General features: G+C 65.9%; 17 protein-coding genes and 2 other annotated features. Of the genes, 14 read left to right on the top strand and 3 right to left on the bottom strand.

From position 1 onward, the window contains the following. From A2Z13_10260 to A2Z13_10205, 12 genes are all read left to right on the top strand, one after another. Window positions 1-903, top strand: a complete 903-nt coding sequence (locus tag A2Z13_10260) for a hypothetical protein (protein OGP81515.1) — start codon at window positions 1-3, stop codon at window positions 901-903. Next, the gene (locus tag A2Z13_10255; protein OGP81514.1) at window positions 900-1,931 is read left to right on the top strand and encodes a hypothetical protein; all 1,032 of its coding nucleotides are present in this window, start codon (window positions 900-902) and stop codon (window positions 1,929-1,931) included. Before A2Z13_10260 ends, A2Z13_10255 begins: the two co-directional genes overlap by 4 nt. Window positions 1,932-2,003: 72 nt before the next feature. After that, window positions 2,004-2,191, top strand: a binding site (cobalamin riboswitch). A 100-nt stretch (window positions 2,192-2,291) separates the two neighbouring features. After that, entirely contained in the window at window positions 2,292-3,218 is a 927-nt protein-coding gene (locus A2Z13_10250; GenBank protein ID OGP81513.1) for a hypothetical protein, read from the top strand. After that, the gene (locus A2Z13_10245; GenBank protein OGP81512.1) at window positions 3,215-4,222 is read left to right on the top strand and encodes a hypothetical protein; all 1,008 of its coding nucleotides are present in this window, start codon (window positions 3,215-3,217) and stop codon (window positions 4,220-4,222) included. The genes A2Z13_10250 and A2Z13_10245 overlap by 4 nt, the downstream gene beginning before the upstream one ends. Before the next feature lie 736 nt (window positions 4,223-4,958). Then, window positions 4,959-5,173 (top strand) — a binding site (cobalamin riboswitch). Between the two features lie 1,966 nt (window positions 5,174-7,139). Continuing rightward, the gene (locus tag A2Z13_10240) at window positions 7,140-7,892 is read left to right on the top strand and encodes a hypothetical protein (protein ID OGP81511.1); all 753 of its coding nucleotides are present in this window, start codon (window positions 7,140-7,142) and stop codon (window positions 7,890-7,892) included. Window positions 7,893-7,962: 70 nt separating this feature from the next. After that, entirely contained in the window at window positions 7,963-8,319 is a 357-nt protein-coding gene (locus A2Z13_10235) for an RNA polymerase-binding protein DksA (protein OGP81510.1), read from the top strand. 37 nt (window positions 8,320-8,356) lie between these two features. Then, window positions 8,357-9,352, top strand: coding sequence for a galactose-1-phosphate uridylyltransferase (locus A2Z13_10230; protein ID OGP81509.1), 996 nt, complete (start codon window positions 8,357-8,359; stop codon window positions 9,350-9,352). 20 nt (window positions 9,353-9,372) lie between these two features. Next, window positions 9,373-10,830 carry a starch synthase gene (locus A2Z13_10225; protein ID OGP81508.1) on the top strand — a complete coding sequence of 486 codons (1,458 nt, stop codon included), beginning with the start codon at window positions 9,373-9,375 and terminating at the stop codon, window positions 10,828-10,830. 19 nt (window positions 10,831-10,849) lie between these two features. Next, window positions 10,850-13,315 carry a hypothetical protein gene (locus tag A2Z13_10220; protein ID OGP81507.1) on the top strand — a complete coding sequence of 822 codons (2,466 nt, stop codon included), beginning with the start codon at window positions 10,850-10,852 and terminating at the stop codon, window positions 13,313-13,315. Continuing rightward, the gene (locus A2Z13_10215) at window positions 13,284-14,375 is read left to right on the top strand and encodes an aminofutalosine synthase MqnE (protein OGP81506.1); all 1,092 of its coding nucleotides are present in this window, start codon (window positions 13,284-13,286) and stop codon (window positions 14,373-14,375) included. Before A2Z13_10220 ends, A2Z13_10215 begins: the two co-directional genes overlap by 32 nt. Further along, window positions 14,375-15,502 carry a dehypoxanthine futalosine cyclase gene (locus tag A2Z13_10210; protein ID OGP81505.1) on the top strand — a complete coding sequence of 376 codons (1,128 nt, stop codon included), beginning with the start codon at window positions 14,375-14,377 and terminating at the stop codon, window positions 15,500-15,502. Before A2Z13_10215 ends, A2Z13_10210 begins: the two co-directional genes overlap by 1 nt. Beyond that, window positions 15,490-16,767, top strand: coding sequence for a serine--tRNA ligase (locus tag A2Z13_10205; GenBank protein ID OGP81504.1), 1,278 nt, complete (start codon window positions 15,490-15,492; stop codon window positions 16,765-16,767). The genes A2Z13_10210 and A2Z13_10205 overlap by 13 nt, the downstream gene beginning before the upstream one ends. A 141-nt stretch (window positions 16,768-16,908) precedes the next feature. Here the strand turns inward: A2Z13_10205 and A2Z13_10200 are convergent, their stop codons facing one another. The 3 genes from A2Z13_10200 to A2Z13_10190 form a co-directional block, all read right to left on the bottom strand. Further along, window positions 16,909-17,241 carry a hypothetical protein gene (locus A2Z13_10200; protein OGP81503.1) on the bottom strand — a complete coding sequence of 111 codons (333 nt, stop codon included), beginning with the start codon at window positions 17,239-17,241 and terminating at the stop codon, window positions 16,909-16,911. 23 nt (window positions 17,242-17,264) lie between these two features. After that, window positions 17,265-17,480 (bottom strand): hypothetical protein, encoded by a 216-nt coding sequence (locus A2Z13_10195; protein ID OGP81526.1) that lies wholly within the window; start codon window positions 17,478-17,480, stop codon window positions 17,265-17,267. Between the two features lie 594 nt (window positions 17,481-18,074). Next, complete coding sequence (locus A2Z13_10190; protein OGP81502.1) at window positions 18,075-19,466, bottom strand: Fis family transcriptional regulator; 1,392 nt, start codon at window positions 19,464-19,466, stop codon at window positions 18,075-18,077. 180 nt (window positions 19,467-19,646) lie between these two features. Between A2Z13_10190 and A2Z13_10185 the strand changes: the two genes are divergently transcribed. Both A2Z13_10185 and A2Z13_10180 read left to right on the top strand, forming a co-directional pair. Next, window positions 19,647-20,030 (top strand): hypothetical protein, encoded by a 384-nt coding sequence (locus A2Z13_10185; protein ID OGP81501.1) that lies wholly within the window; start codon window positions 19,647-19,649, stop codon window positions 20,028-20,030. Window positions 20,031-20,073: 43 nt separating this feature from the next. Next, window positions 20,074-20,460 (top strand): hypothetical protein, encoded by a 387-nt coding sequence (locus tag A2Z13_10180; protein OGP81500.1) that lies wholly within the window; start codon window positions 20,074-20,076, stop codon window positions 20,458-20,460. Window positions 20,461-21,064 lie beyond the last annotated feature (604 nt).

Here is a 21,064-nt window from a genome sequence, read left to right as displayed (position 1 = left end):
ATGTACGAATCCTACTTCGACCTGAAGGAGAAGCCGTTCTCCCTGACCCCCGACCCGGAGTTCCTTTTCCTTTCGGAGAGTCACCAGAAGGCGCTGGACCATCTCCTCTACGGCCTGGAGAGCGGCGAAGGGTTTATCGTGGTCACGGGGGACATCGGCGTCGGGAAGACGACCGTGTGCCGCGCGCTCCTCTCGCGGCTCTCGGACCGCTTCACCACCTCCCTGATCGTGAACCCGCTGCTGACCGAGAAGGAGCTGGTCCGGGCGGTGCTGGAGGACTTCGGCGGGGTGCCGCCGCCGGGCACCAAGAAGGACATCCTGGACGCGCTCAACCGCTTCCTCCTCGCGGAGGCGGAAACGGGAAAGCGCCCCGTCCTGATCGTGGACGAGGCGCAGAACCTGCCCCCGGGGCTTCTGGAGCAGGTCCGTCTTCTCTCCAACCTGGAAACGGAGAAGCGCAAGCTCCTCCAGATCGTCCTGATCGGCCAGAACGAGCTCAAGGAAAAGCTTTCCCTCCCCGCGCTCCGGCAGCTGAACCAGCGGGTCACCGTGCGCTCGGAGATTCGTCCGCTGTCGCAGAAGGAGACTGCACGGTATATCGACCACCGGCTCGGCGTGGCGGGCGGGGGAGGGCGCACCCTCCTCTCCCCGGGGGCCGAGGGAGCGATCTACCGGCGCGCCGTCGGGGTGCCCCGCCTCATCAACATGCTCTGCGACCGGGCGTTCCTTTCCGCCTATCTTCGAGCTTCCGCCAAGGTCGAGCGGGAGGACGTTCGCCGGGCGTCGGAGTCGCTGGCCGCCCCGGGAGGCGCGGCAAGGCGGGTGCTCCGGTGGGTCCCATGGGTGGCCGCGCCGCTCGCCATCCTTTGCGGACTGCTCGCCGCGTACGGGAGGATCTTTTGAGCCTCCTGCAGGACGCGCTTCGCAAGGCGCAGAAGGGGGAGGGAGGCAACGTCCCGTCGATCGGGAGCCCTCTTCCGGACGGGGGCGGCGCAAGGTCCGCCACGCGCCGGCGGCTGTGGGCCGGCGTGGCACTCGCCGCGGTGGTCCTGCTTGGAGCAGGTGCGGTGATTCTCCTTACCCGCTTCCCGCGGGAAGGATCGATAAAGGCATTGCAGCCGTCGCCCCAGGCTTCCGCACCTTCGGCGCAACCGACACCGTTACCCCTCCCCTCCCCGTCCTCGTCCCTGCCGGAACAGAACCTGCCGGCCCAGGAGCGTGCTCCGGCGCCGGCCACGCCCCGCGCCTCGGCGCGGATCTCTCGGGACGCGCCGCAGGTCCGTGCAAGGTCCGCTGCCAAGTCTCGCAGGGATACCGCCCCCTCCGTGCCGGCAGCTACCGCGCAGTCGGAAGACGGCAGGGCTTCGCAGCTCACGCGTTTCAACGAGGGAATCGCCGCCCAGACAGGGGGAGACTGGGAGTCCGCCGCTCGCCTGTTCCAGGAGGTGGTCTCGAAAGATCCTTCGATCGTCGAAGGGTGGAACAACCTCGGGAACGCACTTCTGCGTCTTGGGAAACTCCCCGAAGCGGACCGGGCGTTCCGGAAGGCCCTCTCTCTCGATCCGGACTACCCCGCAGCGTTATTGAACGCCGGCCTCCTGCGCCTGCGGGACGGACGCCTCGCGGAAGCCGCGCCGTTCTTCGCACGCGCCGCCGCGCTCGACCCCCGCAACCCGGCGCCCAGGGTCAATCTGGCCATCTCCCAGGCGAGGCGAGGGGCGATTGCGGAGGCCGAGGAGACTCTTGCGGCCGCCCGGCGAGCCTTCCCTTCGAACGCTGACGTCCTCTACCACCTGGGGACGGTCTACGAACGGGCCGGGAACCGCGACAAGGCGAGGGAAGCCTACGCCTCGTTCCTTGCCGTTTCGAACGGCCGACGGCCAGAGATGGAGCGGCTCGTCCGCGAGCGGCTCCAGGAGTGGGACCGCTGAGGGAACCGCCGGGCTGTTGAGGGAACCGCCGGGCTTGACTGTTCCCGCCGCGCCCGGCAGAATGAAAGCACAAATCGGAAGTTCCCGTCGGGCGCCCAGGATGGGCGTCAAGGGAAGATGGTGAAAATCCATCGCTGCCCCGCAACTGTAACCGGCGACGAAATCCGCGAATAGGCCACCGGGGATGGACCCCCAGGGAAGGCGCGGAGAGTAGGCTCGAACCGGAAGCCAGGAGACCGGCCCGACAGGGATTTTCCCGGAACACCTTTCGCGGGCGAAGGGTCGGGACGGTAAAGCGCGTGACACCTCTTTCCCCCCAACCTTTCTCCTGAGAAGGAGAAGAGGCTGGGGGGTTTTCTTTTGCGTCGGATTCCAGGCACTTTCGCGGTTGTCCTGCTGGCTCACCTGGTCCTCGTCTCCTCTGCGCGTGCCGCCTTCCCCATCGAGATGAAGGACGATCGCGGCGTTGCCGTGAGATTGTCCTCCGCGCCCCGCCGTGTGATCTCCCTTGCCCCAAGTCTTACCGAGATGGTCTTCCTCCTTGGACAAGAGAAGAGGCTCGTCGGTGTCACCCGGTACTGCAATTACCCGCCGCCGGCGAAGGAGCTGCCGAAAGTCGGGGGAATCGCCGACCCGGACATCGAGAGGATCGTTGCGGCTGCACCGGATCTCGTCCTGTGCACGACGGACGGCAACCCCAAGGAGAAGGTTCGGGCCCTCGAGGAGATGGGGATCCCGTGTTTCGCGGTGGCACCGCAGGACCTCTCCGGAATCTACGCGGCCATTGAGCGGATCGGGGCGCTTCTGGGCGTCCCGGACGACGCACGGCGGGAAGCAGACGTCTTGCGGGGCCGCGCGGACCGGGCTGCAAGAAAAGTCGTGAATCCCGTCCCGAGCGTGCTTTTCGCGGTCTCGACCTCGCCGATCATCGCGGCGGGGAAGGGGACCTTCATGGACGAGCTCTTGCGCCTTGCGGGAGGGAAAAACGCCGCCTCGCCGTTTTCCGGGAGGTATCCCAGGTTGACCGCCGAAAACCTGCTGGCGGGAAAGCCCGACATCGTCTTCATTGCGGCCATGGCGGGGGTCGAAAAATTCTCCCGGGAGGTGACCCGCTGGAGGGAGATTCCCGCCTTCCGGGACGGGGAAGTTGTTTCCCTCGACGGCGACCTGGTAACACGGCCAGGGCCCCGGATGGTCACGGCCCTGGAGGAGGTGTCACGGGTTCTCGATGCCTGGCGGAAACGCCATCGCGCCGCGGCGGCAGGAGAGGACCGGGGAAAACGATGAGGCGCGCAGGCTCCGTCATCGCCGCGCTGGGGGCGGCCGCTCTCGCCGCGATCGTCCTGTCGCTGGCCACCGGGCCCGCCGACGTCTCCCCCCGGCAGGTCCTCGACGCCCTGGCGGGCCGGGGCGCCGCGTGGACTCCGGCGGCGGAGACCGCGGAGCGGATCGTCCTTTCGCTCAGGCTCCCGCGGGCGCTGCTGGGGTGCCTCGTGGGCGGGGCGCTCTCCTCCTCCGGGGTGGCGTTCCAGGCGCTGCTCCGCAACCCGCTGGCCGACCCCTACATCCTGGGCGTTTCGGCCGGCGCGGCGGTGGGGGCGCTCTGCGCCGCGCTTCTGTTGCCGGGCGACGCCTTCCTCCCCTTGCCCTTCTGCGCGTTCCTCGGCGCCGTGATCGCCGCCTCCGCCGTGTTCCTGCTGGCCCGGCGCCGCAGCGGGGTGTCGCGCGAGCGGCTCATTCTCATGGGGGTGATCGTGGGCGCGTTCCTGAACGCCCTCATCATGCTCATGGTGGCGCTTGCCCCTCCGGGGAGAATCCCCGGAGCCGTCTACTGGCTGATGGGGGACCTGGGGCTCGGCACCCCGCGGCGTGTCGGCATGCTCCTCCCCTACGTCGCCGGCGGGACGGCGGTCCTGTTCCTCCTTTCCCGCGGCCTCGACCTGATGCTGCTGGGCGACGACGCCGCGTTTCAGGCCGGGCTTCCCGTGGAAAAGGTGAAGGCCGCCACCTACGTCACGGCGTCGCTGCTGGCGGGGTCCGTGGTGGCGGTCTCCGGCCTGATCGGCTTCGTGGGGCTGATCGTCCCGCACGGTGCAAGGGTTCTTGTCGGCTCAGGTCACCGGCGGCTGGTCCCCGCCGCGTTCCTCCTGGGAGGGACGTTCCTGATCCTTGCGGACATCGCTGCGAGGACGGTGAGCCCGTCCGGCGAGCTGCCGGTGGGGGCGGTCACCGCTCTGTCGGGGGCGCCGTTTTTCCTGTACCTTCTGCGCCGCAACGGGGGAAAGGCTTGAGCGCCGCGCTCCTTTCCGCCAGGGAAGTCCGCTTCCGTTACCGGGAACAGGAGGTTCTTGCCGGCGTGGACCTGGAGATGGGGGATGGAGAGGTGGTCATCCTACTGGGGCCCAACGGCGTGGGGAAGAGCACGCTCCTGAAAATCTTTTCGGGGCTTTTGCCTCCCCATTCGGGAGAAGTGTCCCTGCTGGGGCGCCCGCCGACCTCCTACGGCCGCAGGGAGATGGCGCGAATGCTGTCCGTCGTGGGACAGGATCTTCCCGTTGACTTCCCCATGGCCATGGAAGAGTACGTGGCGCTCGGGCGGTTTCCGCACCAGGGGTTCTTCGGCGGGTCAACCGCGGAAGACCGGGAGCAGCTGGAGCGCGCGCTGGCGATGACCGGGCTCATGGAATTGCGCAGGCGTGGCCTGGGGGAGATCTCGGCGGGCGAGCGCCAGAGGGCCGCGGTCGCCCGGGCGATCTGCCAGGGGGCGAAGGTGATGCTGCTGGACGAGCCGACGGCGTTTCTCGACATTTACCACAGGGTTGCCTTCTACGAAGTCGTGACGCGCCTGAAAGAGGAGTGCGGCATCAGCGCCCTGGTCGCCTCGCACGACCTGTCGCTGTGCGCCGAATACGGGGAGCGGATCGTCCTCCTCTCGGCCGGCCGGGTGATGGCGTCGGGGAAGCCGGAGGAGGTTTTGACCCCGGAAAACGTTTGGGAGGCATACGGCGTGGCGGTGACGTGCGACCGCAACCCGGCAACGGGAGCGGTCCGCGTGACTCCGCTGAGGAGTACGACATAGGGCGGAAACCGGGGAAGGCGGTGGGAATCCGTCGCTGCCCCGCATCTGTGACCGGAACGAAACCCGCGGCATCGCCACTGGGGGAGGGAATTTCCCCCCGGGAAGGCGCGGGGAGTAGGAGGCCGGAAGCCAGAAGACCCGGGCCGCTCGATATCCAAAACGCCCCTTTCGAGGGAGAGGAGGGAAAAATGGTCGGAATGAAGTCGGGATGGAGGAAGGGTGTCGGGTCGCTGTGCTTTGTGGCGGGATTGTGGGGGGCCGCATTCGCGCAGGAAGCGACGAAGCTGGAGCCGATCGTGGTCACCGCGACGCGCATCGAGCAAAAGGCGTCGGAGCAGGCGTCGTCGGTAAGCGTGGTGACGCGCGAGGACATCGAGCTGAAAACCCCCGCGGTCGCGGGAGACGTCCTGAGGGGAATTCCCGGCGTGGACGTCCAGCGGAGCGGGAGCCCGGGCAACCGCGAAAACATCAAGATCCGCGGAGGCCTGGCGGCGCACACCCTGGTGATGATCGACGGCTTTCCCGTCAACAGCCCCACGCTCGGCTCGTTCGATATCGGCTCGCTGCCGGTGGACGATTTCGAGCGCGTGGAGGTGGTCCGCGGCGCGCAAAGCGCCCTTTACGGCTCCGGCGCGATGGGGGGAGTGGTGAACTTCATCCCGCGGAAAGGAGAAGAGGGGCGGCAGTACGGGCTGGGGATTGCCGGTGGGAGTTTCAACTCCGTCAGGGGAACCGCGTTCGCGCAGGGGGCCGGTAAGGACGGAAACCTCCACCTGGGGGCCGGAGGATGGCGGAGCGACGGCACCCTCCCCAATGACGACACCTCCCTGGTTTCCCTCCTGGGGACCGGCGAGGCCGCGGTGGGCAGCCGAAACCGGCTGCATGCGATCGTGCTTTCCACGGACCAGGAGAAAGGGATCCCCATCGATTTCGGGACGCCCAGGGATATCAACCACCGGCTGAACCGGCGGAGCTTTATGACCGGTGCGCGGTGGGAGGCGGCCGTCTCGAAGACGGTGACGATCTCGTCGTCCGGCATGGTGTTCGACGAATTTTTCAACGAGAAGGACCCGGGGGACCCGGGAGAGGCCTTCCCCTTCGTGTTCGATGACGTCACCAAGACGCGAAAGATGGATTTCCGCCTCGAGGGGCGTTTCGCCCCCGGCCCCATCTCCACCACGTTCCTCGGGGTGGAGTACGAGAAGGACCGCGCCACCGATGCCTTCCGTTCGGGCTTCGGCGACACCGACCTCGCTTCCTCGACCTTCAACCGTTCGGTCTTCGTCCAGGAGGAGTTACGGCCGTGGAAGCACACGGGCATCAGCCTCGGGGCCCGACTGGACAGGAACTCGGAGGCGGGGACGCAGTTCAACCCGAAAGCGGCGATCTACCGGGAGTTCGGGGCCGGCGGGATGAGGGTACGAGGGACCGTGGGGCGCGGCTTCCGCGTCCCGACGATCTCGGAGAAACAGGACGTCTTCGTGGGGAACCCTGCGCTTTCTCCCGAGGTGGTGGTCTCGTACGAGGCGGGCTCGGACATTGCGTTCGCCGGCAAGCGGGGGAAGCTTTCGGGGACCTGGTTCTACCAGGCGTTCCGCGACCTGATCCAGTTCGACTCCACGGTTCCCGGGCCGCTCGGCTTCGGGCAGCTGCGGAACAAGGGCCGTGCCTTCTCGCGGGGGGTCGAGGCGGAGGCATCGTTCCTCGTCGCGCCGCAGGCGGAAGCGGCGTTTTCGTACACTTACTCGAACACCTGGGACGGGGCCGGCGGAAAACGCATCATCGGAATTCCCAGGCACCGGGCGATGACGACGCTGCTCCTGTCCCCGGCTCCGTCGTTCCAGGCGAGGGCGGACTGGCTCGTCGAGAGCGATCAGGTCGACGTTCCCCTGAACGGCGCCGCCACCCGGCGCCCCGGCTACGCGCGCGTGGACGTCTACTCCAAGTACCGCCGGGAGGTCACCGGCGCCGACGTCCATGAGATTGCGCTCTTCGGCAAGATCCAGAACCTTCTGAACCGGAAATACGAGGAGCGGATCGAGTTCCCCGCCCCGGGGATCAACTTCCTCCTGGGCGCCGAGTTGAAAATCTGACGGGGCGGAGCCCATCGAAAGGGGGTCGAAGCGTCGATGCGGGCAGGGCGGGAAACGGGCGGTGGGGCGGCCGGGATCGGACGGCCGCTCATCGGTTCGGCGGCGGGACATCTTGCGTTTCTGGCATGCTTCCTCATTTGGGGCGGGTCTACGAGCCCGAATCTCCCCGGCGTAGCCCAAGTCGTCCTCATCGATGGGACCACGAACGCTGTTTCCGCGGGAGAAAAAGACCTCACCGCCCCCCCCGCGGACAAACCGCGGAGGCAGGGGATCCGCCCGGCGACGGAGGGCCTCCCGGCCGCGCCCTCGTTGGCGGTGATCCGGGATCCATCTCCGGAAGGTCCGGCGCCGCAATCCCCCGGCGTTGTCATGCGGCCGGGCGGAGAGGCGCCGGTTCCGGCGCCCGCCGGGGCGGCTGGAAGAGCGCACGAGACCTCGCCGCGGGATGCGAAAGATCCCGGAAGCGGGAGGATGCTTGCCGTCCTTCCGTCTGGCGGCACCGCGGGCGGGGGGAGCGGCGGGCGGGAAGGGGCGGAGATCCGCCTCCTGCGGGAGCGGATCGAGTCCCGCATCGCCTACCCGGAGGAGGCGATCCGCCTCGGACAGGAGGGGGAGGTGCTCCTGCGCATCCGCGTCGGCGAAGAGGGAATCCCGAAGGAGATCCGCGTGGCCCGCAGCAGCGGCGCCAGGGCGCTCGACGAGGCCGCCCGCAGCGGCGTCGTCCGCGCCGCTCCGCTCCCGTCCACACCCGGCTGGTTCGAGGTTCCGGTCCGGTTCCACCTCCGGTAGACAGGCTTTGCACCCTCCCCCGAAAGAAGATAGATTATAATTCTGTATAGCCGCTTTCCGGGGGCAAGCGATGGACCGCAGGGTCTTGGAAAAATGCCGTGAGGAACTCCAGCGCCAGACGGACGAGCTTCTGGCCGGTGCGGGCAAGACGGTCTCCGACATGACGACCGTCCTCGATGAAAATTTCCCCGATCCCACGGACCGCGCTCTCCTCGAGTCGAACCGGAACTTCACCCTCCGGATCCGCGACCGGGAGCGCAAGCTCCTGGCGAAGGTCAAGGAGGCGATCAAGCGGATCGAAAACGGGACGTTCGGGATCTGCGAGGGATGCGGGGGAGAAATCGAGGAGAAGCGTCTGATCGCGCGCCCGATGACCACGATGTGCATCGACTGCAAGACCGTGGCCGAAGAGGAAGAACTGAAATAAGCCCTTCCGGTTCCTTCCGCGCCCTCACGGAGGATCTATGACGGAATTGCGAAAGGACCCCATCGTGGGCCGGTGGGTCATCATTTCCACCGAGCGCGCGAAGCGCCCCCAAGAGTTCCCGCAGGAGCAGCCCGTCCGGAAAGAGGGGATGTGCCCCTTGTGTCCGGGAAGCGAGCGGATGACCCCCCCGGAGATCCTGTCTTTCCGCCAGTCCGGCACCGGAAACGAGGCGGGGTGGACGCTGCGGGTGGTCCCCAACAAGTTCCCTGCGCTGCGCATCGAGGGGGACCTGGGCAAAGCCGGCGACGGGATCTACGACCGGATGAACGGGATCGGAGCGCACGAGGTCGTGATTGAGACGGAACGGCACGACATGGACCTGTTCGACCTGTCCGAGAGTCGGTTCGAGGACGTGCTCTGGGCGTACCGGGAGAGGATGCTGGACCTGAAGAAGGACCGGCGCTTCAAGTCGGTCATCATCTTCAAGAACCACGGTGCCGCCGCCGGGGCGTCGCTCACCCACAGCCACTCCCAGCTCATCGCCCTTCCCGTCGCTCCCCAGCTGGTGACCGAGGAGATGACGGGCTGCCGGGAGTACTTCCGCTTTCGCGACCGGTGCCTGTTCTGCGACATCATCGTCCAGGAGATGGAACAGAAGGTCCGCATCGTCGAGGAGAGCGGGGAGTTCCTCGCCTGCGCTCCCTACGCCCCCCGGTTCCCCTTCGAGACATGGATCATCCCGAAGCGCCACCAGTGCGCCTACGAGATGATCGAGCGGGACCAGGCAAAGGCACTGTCCGCCATCTTCCGGCGGACGCTGCGCCGGCTCAACCTGGGCCTCGAGAACCCCCCCTTCAACTTCATCATCCACAGTGCGGCGTTCCAGGAATGGGCAGGGGATTCTTATCACTGGCACATCGAGATCATGCCCAGGTTGACCAAGATGGCGGGGTTCGAGCGGGGATCGGGCTTCTACATCAACCCGACCCCTCCGGAGGAATCGGCCAAGTACCTGCGGGAGTTGCCCGAGTGAGGGAGGCCTAGGCAAGAGCCGTGAAAGTCCTGATCGCATCCTCCGAAATCGTTCCGTTCGCGAAGACCGGCGGGCTGGCGGATGTCACGGGTGCGCTTCCCAAGGCGCTGCGGCGCATCGGCGTCGAGGCCGACTGCGTCCTTCCCCTCTACCGGTCCGTCGACCGCGACCGGTTTCCGATGACCCCGGCGGGGCCGCAGATTCAAGTTCCCCTGGGGAACCGGGAGGAGACGGGGGTCGTCGAGGAGACCGACGCGGGCGATGACGTTCAGGCGTTCCTGGTCCGCAATGACCGGTACTTCGACCGGGAGTTCCTCTACGGCACCAAGGAAGGGGAGTACGTCGACAACTGCGAGCGCTTCACGTTCTTCTGCCGGGCGGTGATGGAGTGGCTGGTGCGCACGGGCCGCAAATACGACGTCCTGCACTGCAACGACTGGCAGACCGCGCTCCTTCCCGCCTATGTCCGGACGCTCTATTCGCAAGAGGAGGCGTTCCGGTCGGCCGCAACCGTGTTTACGATCCACAACCTGGGGTACCAGGGCCTGTTCTGGAACCACGACCTGCCGCTGACGGGACTCGGCTGGGACCTGTTCACCCCGAAGGGGCTGGAATTCTATGGAAAGCTGAACCTGATGAAGGCGGGGCTGGTGTTCGCCGACATCCTGTCCACGGTGAGCCCCACCTACAGCCGCGAGATCCAGACCCCGGAATACGGGCACGGGCTGGAGGGGGTCCTGTACGAGCGCCGGGAGGACCTGTACGGGATCATCAACGGAATCGACGACGACGAATGGAACCCCGCCACGGACCGGTTGATCGCCGCTCCCTTCTCTCTGGAGGATCTCACGGGGAAGAAAGCGTGCCGGGCCGACCTCCTCGCGGAGTTCGGATGGAACGGCCCGGTGGAGGAGCCGGTGATCGGCATGGTCGGCCGCCTCACGCCGCAAAAAGGACTGGATCTTCTCTCGGAGATCGGGGAGTGGCTGGCCCGGCAGCCGGTGCGGGTCGTCATCCTGGGATTCGGCGAACGGTCGTACGAGGAGGCGATGGCGGAACTGGGCAGAAAATACCCGGACCGGATCTCCGTTCGCCTGGCCTATGACAATCGGCTGGCCCACAAGATCGAGGCCGGTGCCGACATCTACCTCATGCCGTCGCGCTATGAGCCGTGCGGCCTGAACCAGATCTACAGCCTCAAGTACGGCACCGTGCCGATCGTCCGGCGCACCGGCGGGCTCGCCGACACGGTGATCGACGCCGATGAGGACTCGCAGCGAGGCACGGGGTTCAATTTCCCGGGGTACGAAGCGGGGGGGCTGAAGGCCGCCGTGTCGCGGGCCCTCGCCGCCTACGCCGACCGCCCTCGGTGGGAAGGGATCGTCCGGAGAGCGATGGAGAAGGACTTCTCCTGGGGCCCCTCGGCGCGGGAGTACGTGGCGCTGTACGAGAAGGCGCTTCGGAAGAGGGGCCGTTAAGGCCAAAGCGACCGTCGCGATGGAAAGCGGTACGGACAAGCGTTTCCCCCTTCTCTCGCGGGTGGTCGAGATTTCCAACTCGAACATCCTGATCGAGAACCGTCTCAAGTATATCTGCGACTTCCTGGCGCTGGAGACCGGCGCGGACAGCGTCTGCATCCACAGGAGGGAACACCGCGGAGAGGACCTGCTCCCCTGGGTCTCCTCCTGCCTGCAGATCGACGAGTGCACGCTCTACCATTTCCGGATCCGGGTCGGGGAAGGAGTCGCCGGGAAGGCCGCCCAGAAACGGGTACCGGTGTTCTACCCGGACGTACAAGCGGACCCGCCCCCGCTGGCGGTTTCCCAGGAGCAGCACGGTTTCACGTCGATCCTTTCCGTCCCTGTCATGGACGACGTGTATCTCTACGGCGTGATGAACGTCTCCACCGTTGCTCAGGCGAACTATTCGGAGGAAACCATCCATCTGCTGCGCGCGGTGGCCACCGAGGTCGCGGGGGCGATCCGCAACAGCCGGCTCTATCACGACGCCCGGAAGCGCGTCTCGGAGCTGATCACACTGAACGAAATAGGGCGGGCGATCACATCGACGTTCCACGTGCGGGACATCCTGGCGTACGTGGCGAAAACCACCTCGCGGCTCCTCCTGGCGGATGGCTGCACGGTGCGCCTGGCGGCGGAGGGGCGCGTCGCCCTCAAAGTGATGATCGACGAAGGATATGCCCGTCCGGGCATGCGCCGCGAGCTGCGGGCGCACGGAAAGCTCCTGGCCGGCCAGATCTTCCGGGAGAAGCGCCCCCTCCTCATCAACGGGCCGGAAGACTCGCCCATGTACCTCGCTCTCTCCCGGCAGGGGATCAGCTCCTTCCTCGGGCTCCCGATCCTCTCCAAGGGGAAGGTGCTCGGCATCATCAACTACTACTCCAGCTCCCCGAACGTCGCCTTCGACATGGAAGTCGTAAGCCTGATGCAGACCGTTTGCAGCCAGCTCGCCAACATGATCGAGAACTCCACGATGTACCGCGAGGCGCAGGCGCTGGCCCAGTCGAACCAGCTCAAGGTGCAGCAGCTCTCCACGCTCTACAACCAGTCGAGTGCGCTGATGTCCACCGTCAAGACCGAACGTCTGCTCCACATCATGTTGCGCTCCCTCACCTCCCCCACGGGGTTGAATTTCAGCCGCGCGATCCTGTTCCTGATCTCTGAAGATGGCCTCGCGCTGATTGCCCGCATGGGGATGGGGCCGCGGGACCGGAAGGACGCGCGGCGGGCCGCCGACCTTCCGCAGGAGGCGCAGGAGAATGGCGAGGCGGCGGCGGAAGGGGAGGAGTTCCGCAAACTATTGTGGAAAGACGTCGAGCGGCTGAGCTTCCCCATCCCGAGATCTGGATGCCTCGTGGCAAAAGCCGTCCTGGAAAAACGGCCGGTCCGCACCGGGACCGGATGCGGCCTCTCTCCCCCGGAGCCGGCCCGGGGGTTCTGCGGGAACCACCCCGACGCCTTCGCCGTCGTGCCGCTCATCTTCAAGGGGGAGGCGCGCGGGGCCATCTACGTGGACAACCAGTTCCGGGAACGGGAGATCACGGACGAGGACATCCAGATCCTCACGATGTTCGCCTCCGAGGCCTGCCTGGCGATGGAGAACGCCTCGCTCTACGAGAGCCTCGAGAATGCGCTGGTGAACCTGCGCGCGACCCAGGACCGGCTGGTGCGCAGCGAAAAGCTGGCGGCGCTCGGGGAGATGGCCGCCAAGATCGCCCACGAGATCAAGAACCCGCTGACGGTCATCGGCGGATTCGCGGCGAGGCTGGCGCGCAAGGGGCAGGGGAAGGAACCCGACGGTGCGACGTCCGGCCGGTACGCCCGCATCATTCTCAAGGAGGTCCAGCGGTTGGAGAGGATCGTCCATCAGACCCTGTACTTCTCCCGGGAAGTAGTGCCCGCGCTGAAGCGCGTGGACCTCAACGACGAGATCCGCGAGGCGCTGGTGTTGTTCCGGGAGGATCTGGAGGAGGCACGGATCCTGACCGACCTGGACCTCTCGGCGGAGACCCCGGACCTCTCCGCCGACCCGGACCAGCTCCGCCAGGTCCTGTGGAACCTGTTCTCCAACGCCATCCAGGCGATGGAAGGCGGCGGGAGGCTCACCGTTGCCACGCGCCCCGCGCAACCGGACGAGGGGGACGGCGTGGTCTTCCTCGTCGGCGACACCGGGGGCGGGATCCCCCACGACGTGGTCCATAATATCTTCAACCCCTTCTTCACGACCAAGGCGAAGGGAACGGGCCTGGGGCTCCCCATCGTCCACGCGATCGTGGAGAAGCACGGTGGGTCGATCCAGCTGGACAACCGGGAGGGGAAAGGGGTAACCTTCTCCGTCTTCCTGCCGCGCGTTCCGAAGGAGGCAGGGGCGGAGGAGCGGATCCTGGAGCAGATGCGCAAAGGCGGAGGCAATGGAAGCGGCGCTAAGAACCATCCGGGATAAGGTGCATGCGGGGCACCGGCTCTCGGAGGAGGACGCCCTCGCCCTCTTCCGAACCCGGGACATCCTCCTTGTGGGGGAGATGGCGGACTTCGCCAACCGGCGGAAGAACGGCGACCGGGTGTATTTCATCGTCAACCGGCACATCAACCCGACGAACATCTGCGTCAACCGGTGCCAGTTCTGCGCGTTCAGCAAGACCCAGGGGGAGCCCCTGGCCTACACGATGACGATGGAGGAGATCCTGCGCAGGGCAGAGGAGGCCAGCCTCCAGAAAGCGACGGAGCTCCACATTGTCGGGGGGCTGCACCCCGACCTGCCGTTCGATTTCTACCTGCTCACGCTGAGGACCCTGAGGGAGCGCTTCCCCGAGATGCACCTCCAGGCCTTCACCGCGGTGGAGATCGACTACTTCTCCCGGATCGCGGGACTGACACTTGACGAAGTCCTCCATCAGTTGAAGGAGGCGGGCCTGGGGAGCCTGCCGGGAGGCGGCGCCGAAATCTTCGATCCCGAGGTCCGGAACCGGATCTGCCCGGAGAAGATCTCCGGGGACCGGTGGCTCGAGGTGATGGAAGCCGTGCACGCCGCGGGGCTGCGCAGCAACGCGACGATGCTGTACGGACACGTGGAGACGCTCGAGTCGCGGGTCGACCACATGCGGCGCCTCAGGGAGCTCCAGGACCGGACCGGCGGGTTCCAGTCGTTCATCCCGCTGGCGTTCCACCCGAAGAACACGCAGATCGCCAAAGGGGACACGACGGGCCTGGAGGACCTCCTGTCGCTCGCGGTCGGGAGGCTCTACCTCGACAACTTCGCGCACATCAAGTCGTTCTGGATCATGGTGGGCCCCAAGCTCGCCCAGGTCTCCCTGCACTTCGGCGTGAACGACATCGACGGGACGGTGGTCGAGGAGAAGATCACGCACGCCGCCGGGGCGCAGGCCGGGCAGGAGATGACCGTCTCCGAGCTGGTGACGATGATCCGGCAGGCGGGAAGGGTGCCGGTCGAGCGCGACACGGTCTACAACGTCGTGCGCGAGTGGCCGCAATGGCAGGCTTGATGGAGGGAAGCGCAGCCCCGGGAACGGGGAGCCGCGGGAGCACAGGGGGCCGATGGGAGGAGATCCTCCGCCGGGCGGATTCGGAGCGCCCGACCGTCGAGGATGCGGCGCTCCTGCTCCGGGAGGCGCCGCTGTTCGCGCTCGGGCGGGCAGCGGACCGCGTGAGGCGGAGCCTGCACCCCGACGGCGCCGTCGCTTACATCGTGGACCGCAATATCAATTACACCAACATCTGCGTGTGCGGCTGCTCCTTCTGCGCCTTCTTCCGCGACCCGTCGGCCCCTGACGCCTATGTGCTCTCCGGAGAGGCGCTCTCGAAGAAAATCGAGGAGACGCTTTCGCTCGGCGGGACGCAAGTTCTGCTCCAGGGAGGCTTGCACCCCGACTGGGGGATCGAGGAGGCGGAACGCCTCGTCCGCGCGGTGAAGCGGTATCCGATCCGGCTCCACGGTTTTTCCCCCCCGGAGGTCTGGCACTTCGCGAATCGGTCGGGGCTGACGATCCGGGAGGTCATCGTCCGGCTGGTCGCCGCGGGGCTCGACTCCATCCCCGGCGGCGGCGCGGAGATCTTGGACGACGAGGTCCGGGCGAAAATCAGTCCGCGAAAGATCGGCTGGGAGCAATGGGCCGCCGTGATGCGCGAGGCGCACCGGCAGGGGCTGCGCACCTCCGCCACGATGATGTTCGGCAGCGTCGAGGCCCCGGAATCGATCGCCAGGCACCTGCTCCGGGTCCGGGACCTCCAGGACCGGACCGGCGGCTTCGCCTCCTTCATCCCCTGGACCTTCCAGCCGGGGAATACGGCTCTGTCGGGCGATCCCGGCTTCGGGGAAAGCGCATTGGCGGGGTTCGGCCACGCCGTGGGATACCTGCGCGTCCTCGCGGTCTCCCGGCTGCTGATCCCGAACATCCGGACCGTCCAGGTGTCGTGGGTGACCATGGGGGCGAAGGTGGCCCAGCTGGGGCTGTTCTTCGGCGCGAACGACTTCGGGAGCACGATGATCGAGGAGAACGTCGTGGCCTCCGCGGGGGTCGCTTTCCGGATGTCGGAGGAGGAAATCGTCGCAACGATCCGGGACGCGGGATTCCAGCCGCTGAAACGGGAGGGGCCGCCATGCTCGACGTGAAGTTCGTCCGTGAAAACGTCCCGGCCGTCGAGGAGGCGCTGCGCCGGCGCGGGTCGACGGCGAACCTCGAAGGGTTTGTCGGGATCGACCGGAAGCGGCGGGCGCTTCTGTCGTCGGTGGAGGCTCTGCGGGCGGAGCGAAACGCGGCCTCCGAGGAGATCGGCCGACTGCGCAGGGAGAAGAAGGACGCCTCCGCCCTCATGGAGAAGATGAAGGAGGTCGCGGCCCGGATCAAGGAAATGGAGGCCGGCCTTCCGGAGCTGGAGCGGCAAATGGAGGAGGTCCTGCTGAACATCCCCAACGTCCCCGATCCGTCGGTTCCCGAGGGAGCGGGGGAAGAGGACAACGCTATCGTCCGGACGTGGGGGACGCCCGCGTCGTTTCCCTTCCCGGTGCGCGATCACGTCGACATCGGCGCCGACCTGGAGATCCTCGATTTCGAGCGGGCGGCGAAGATCGCCGGGGCCCGTTTCTGCCTGAGCTTGGGGGCCGGTGCGCTTCTCGAGAGGGCGCTCATCAACTTCATGCTGGACGTCCACACGCGGGAGCACGGGTACCTGGAGGTGCTGCCTCCCTTCCTGGCCAACTCCGCGTCCTTTTTCGGCACGGGGCAGCTGCCCAAGTTCGAGGAAGATCTCTTCCGGGTGGCGGGGACCGACTACTTCCTCGTCCCGACCGCGGAGGTGCCGGTGACCAACATCGTCCGCGACGAGATCCTGCCGGGAGAGAGGCTCCCGTTGAAAATGACGGCCTACACCCCCTGCTTCCGCGCGGAGGCGGGCTCGTACGGCAAGGACGTGCGAGGGATGATCCGCCAGCACCAGTTCAACAAGGTGGAGCTGGTGGAAGTTTGCCGCCCCGAGGAGTCGTGGGCGGAGCTCGAGTCGCTCACCGCCGACGCGGAGGACATCCTGAAAAGGCTTGGCCTGCCCTACCGGGTCGTGACGCTGCGCACCGCGGACCTGGGTTTCTCCTCCGCCAAGACGTACGATCTCGAAGTGTGGCTGCCGTCGCAGGACCGGTACCGGGAGATCTCCTCCTGCAGCAACTTCACCGACTTCCAGGCGCGGCGCGCGAAGATCCGCTTCCGCGACCCCGCGACGGGGAAGACCCGCCTGGCGCACACTCTGAACGGCTCCGGGCTGGCGGTGGGGCGCTCGGTCGTCGCCATCCTCGAGAACTTCCAGCAGGCGGACGGCACCGTCCTGATCCCCGGGCCGCTGCGCCCCTACATGAACGGCCTGGAGCGGATCACGAGGCGCTGAAGACGCCCCGGCCGGAGTCCCCCTGTTGCCTGGCATCGCACGTCGCTATGCAGGCGAAGGCCATTCTTTACTACGGTGCTCGAGATATAGAAGCGGTTGGGATGGAGTGGAATTGAAGCAGTGATTCCGCTCCCGCCGGTTTCACTTCTCCGCGGAACCGGTTTCGAGCTCGCTGATCCGCTTCCGGATGGCCTCCAACTCCGACGCCAGCGTCTCGGCAATGTTTCTGAGCCCCTGCTTCTCCAGCTCCGGATCGGGCCGCGGATATCCCGGGGCATGCCCGCCGAATCGCATCCAGTCCGGCACGCCGGTGGCGTGGAACCAGTGCCGCCACCCGTGCCCGAATCCCATCCCGAAGCCGCGCCCGGGGACGGGATACGAATTGCCGGGCGTCCAATATCCCGCGCAGGTTCCGGCTGCGCGTCCGGTCCTCGGGCCCATTCCCATGGGCCCCGTTCCGTCTCCTCTTGGCATGACAGCGCCTCCTTCTCGTTCTCCTACGATCTCGTCATTGCGACTCCGCACGCGGGACACTGCTTCTGCATGCAGGGAACTCCCCGTTCATGCGGTTCCTTGCGGCCGCATCGCGGGCACACGCAGAAGCCGCCCGGTCCTGCCGCGGAAGGCCCGCCCATCCGGCCTGCTCCTTGGCCGCCACGACCCCGCCCCTGCCCGCTGCCCGATCCGATTCCGCCACGGTTCCTCCCCTTCATGAAGTCCTCCTTTCCGCCGAAGCCCTGTCTATGTTCGAAGCGGTCTCCGCGCCCGCGACAGCCGGGCATGACGAAGAGATCATCTTGGAGCCTGCCGCTCACCCACGCCTGAATTACCTCTTGCAGGTCGCCGCCCACGAACGGGATGACCCGGATGCCGTTGGCTGCGACCATGGCTTGCAGGGGGCGGGAAATGGCTCCGCAAACGAGCGTGTCGACACCCAGCTCGACCAGGCGAAGCCACTTCCCTGTCCCCGGATCGCCCGGAAGGGACTCCTGGGCTTCGCCGACGACACGCCCCGACTCGACATCCACCAGGAGGATCTCCCGGGAGAAATCGAAGACCGGGGCGATTCGGTGGTTCCAGACCGCAAATGCCGCCTTCATTCCTTGGTGTCCCTTCTCCGGGTCGCCGGATCGAACGGTTTATGATTCGAAAGAGTGCATCGGGCGTGCCACAACCCGCGAGGTCGAAGCCGGATACTGAAACCGTCCGTAAAGAAAGGATCTTTGAGATCGGGAAGGGGGTCGGCGGAAAAGGGCTAAGTCGCTTTCGTGCGACTTCAACCCGTCGGACGGGTCGCAGAAGTGCGACTACGACCGTCGGTCGTTGCGCCGCCTATCCGTCGAAAACGCAGGGATCGCCAGCCGTTTGATCTTGCGGAACAGGGTGCTCTTGTGGATGCCGAGTTCCTTTGCCGCGGCCGTGCGGTTCCCGGCGTTTCGTTCCAGGGCTTTCCGGATGGTGTGCGCTTCCAGAAGCTCCCGGGCCGCTCTCATCCTGGAACCGGAGGTTCGCGCAGAACCGCGCGCCGTCAGTTCCTCCGGCAGATGCCCGAGCCCGATGAAGCCCTCGTCGCACAGAATATAGGAGCGTTCGATCGCGTTCTCCAGTTCGCGGACGTTCCCGGGCCAGTCATGGGCCATGAGCATGGACAGCGCTTCGGATTCGACCCCCTGGACGGATCTCCGTTGCAGCCGGTTGAACCGGACGATGAACTGCTCCACGAGGACGGGAATGTCCTCCTTGCGCAGGCGGAGCGGCGGCAACACCACGCGCACCACGTTTACGCGATAGTAAAGATCTTCGCGGAAAGCGCCCCGGCGCACCTGTTCCGCCAGGTCCTTGTTGGTGGCGACGATAACCCGCACATCGGCGGTTTCGGAGCGAGTGCCCCCCAACGGTTCATAGGACCGCTCCTGGAGCACCCGCAGGAGCCGCACCTGCATCGCCGGGCTCACCTCGCCGATCTCGTCCAGAAAAAGGGTTCCCCCCTTGGCCACGGCAAAACGCCCCGGCTTGTCCCTGGTCGCCCCGGTGAAAGCCCCCGCCTTGTAGCCAAACAGCTCCGATTCCAGGAGCGTATCCGGAAGGGCGCCGCAGTTGACTGCGACGAAGGGGCCCTTGCATCGCGGGCTCAAGGAGTGAATCGTCCGCGCGACCAGTTCCTTGCCGGTCCCCGTTTCGCCGAGGATCAGCACCGTGCTGGGACTGGCGGCGATGGCGGGAAGGACTTCAAACACCTTCTGCATGACGGGGCTGCGGCTGACCAGGTCGCCAACCCGGAGGCGTCCTTCCAGTTCCCGGCGCAACGCCTCGACCTCGCTCAGGTCGCGGAAGGTTTCCGCCCCGCCCACGACATGACCCCCGGCATCCCGAAGCACCGCCGTGGATACGCTGATGGGGATGCGGGTTCCGTCCGCGTCGACGATGAAACCCGACCGGCCGATCACGGGCTTTCCGGTCTTCAGGGTTCGCCGAAGCGCGCATTCGGCCTCGCACATGCTGGAGCGGAACACCTCGGGGCAGAGCCGGCCGATGGCTTCTTCCCTTGATATTCCCGTAATTTCCTCGGCCGCACGATTGAACGAGGTGATCCGCCATCCCAAGTCGACCGTGAAGACGCCGTCGGAGATACTCTCCAGGATGGCATTCGTCGGGGCCGGCCCTTCGGGTTTATTTTCTCTTTTCTTGTTCACGGGCATGACGATTCAACCTGCAATTTTTCCCCGGTGACCGTGACACCGCTCTTTAAAATCCCATTTATGCGCGTATTTCGTTGAAGCATGACCTATTTGAGCATATGCTTATAATTATACCTGCGAGGTGCTGCCATGTCCAGACCACGATGTTGCCGCCGGATAGCCGGGAGACCGGTCGCGTCCGTGTTCCATCCGGCAGGAATTCCGGCCCGCGAGCTGGTCGAGATCGTCCTCACGCTTGATGAGTTCGAAGCGATCCGGCTGGCCGATCTGGAAGGGTTGTACCAGGAACAGGCTGCAGAGCGGATGAGCGTTTCGCGCCCGACCTTCGGCCGTATCCTGGCGGCCGCCCACCGCAAGGTTGCCGAGGCTCTGGCCCACGGCAAGACCCTCAAGATCGAAGGCGGAACCATCCGCGTGGAACGGCTGCGTTCCCCCCGTTGCGAGTGTCCACGGTGCAGTCGAACGGGAGACGTGGGCGGCGCGGAGGGGAAGTCGGCGCCGATGGAAGCGGAAGTCCCCCCATGCCGCCGCATGCGGCGGAGGATGGACTGCAGGAATGTCTGAGTCGAGTCCGCAGCGAACCCTCAACCAAGAAGGAGAAAACGTCATGAACATCTGTATCCCCATCACCCGGGACAACGGCATCCGGAGCCCCGTGAGCCTTCACTTCGGTTCGGCACCGATCTTCATGGTCGTCGACACGGAAAGCGGGAGCTGCCGGGCCATCACGAACCGCAATCTCCACCACGAACACGGCATGTGCCGACCGCTCGCGCAACTCGCGGGCGAGAGGCTGGACGCCATGGTGGTCGGAGGTATCGGGATGGGCGCACTCGGCAAACTGAAAACGGCGAACATCCGCGTCTTTTTTTCGGAGCACCCGACAGTCGAGGAGACGGTGGCCGCTTTCAAGAACGGAACATTACGGGAAGTGACTCCGGCGACAGCCTGCGCGAACCAAGGCAACGGGCCTCACGGACACGCCGCACAATGAAGGCGGTCCCCGTTCCGTGGCAATCGATCAGCGACGCGAGCAATCCGCCGTACACGTAGCCGGGAATCGCCGTATGGAACTCCTCCGGGCGGAAGCGCGTGACGGTCTCATCGCCCCGCCAAAAAGTTTTGATTCGGTAGCCATGCGCGTTCAATCGCCCGCAGCCGTAGCAATGAGCCACATTGTCGGGATAGTAATCCTGAAAGACCTTTTCGGTCATGATTCCTCCTGGAATGGGTCGGCTGTCGATGCAGGCGTTCCGGGAGATCACGACGGAAACCTGAAACCAGACACGTTTCACAATTGGAACGCCATTTGGAGAATATCTGCAGGTTCAATCCGAGGTTCGCCAATAATTTCGTTGAAATTTAAGTAGTTCAACATAGTATTTCAATAATGGGAGCATTGTTGTTTCATGCAAATGCGTGTGATAGGATTTAGCTGACGATGAATCCGGTCCAGGATAAGCAGTTTCTCGAAACGATACTAAGCTCGATCGCAGACGGTGTCTTCACGGTCGACCAGGAATGGCGCATCACGTCCTTCAACCGCGCGGCCGAGCGCATCACGGGCGTCCCTGCCTCCGAGGCGATCGGGAAGCGGT

It is taken from the genome of Deltaproteobacteria bacterium RBG_16_64_85 (assembly GCA_001798885.1).
Classification (GTDB): Bacteria; Desulfobacterota; Deferrimicrobia; order Deferrimicrobiales; family Deferrimicrobiaceae; genus FEB-35.
The sequence above is the reverse complement of the archived record's forward strand: the minus strand, read 5'-3'. Positions and strand labels throughout refer to the sequence as shown.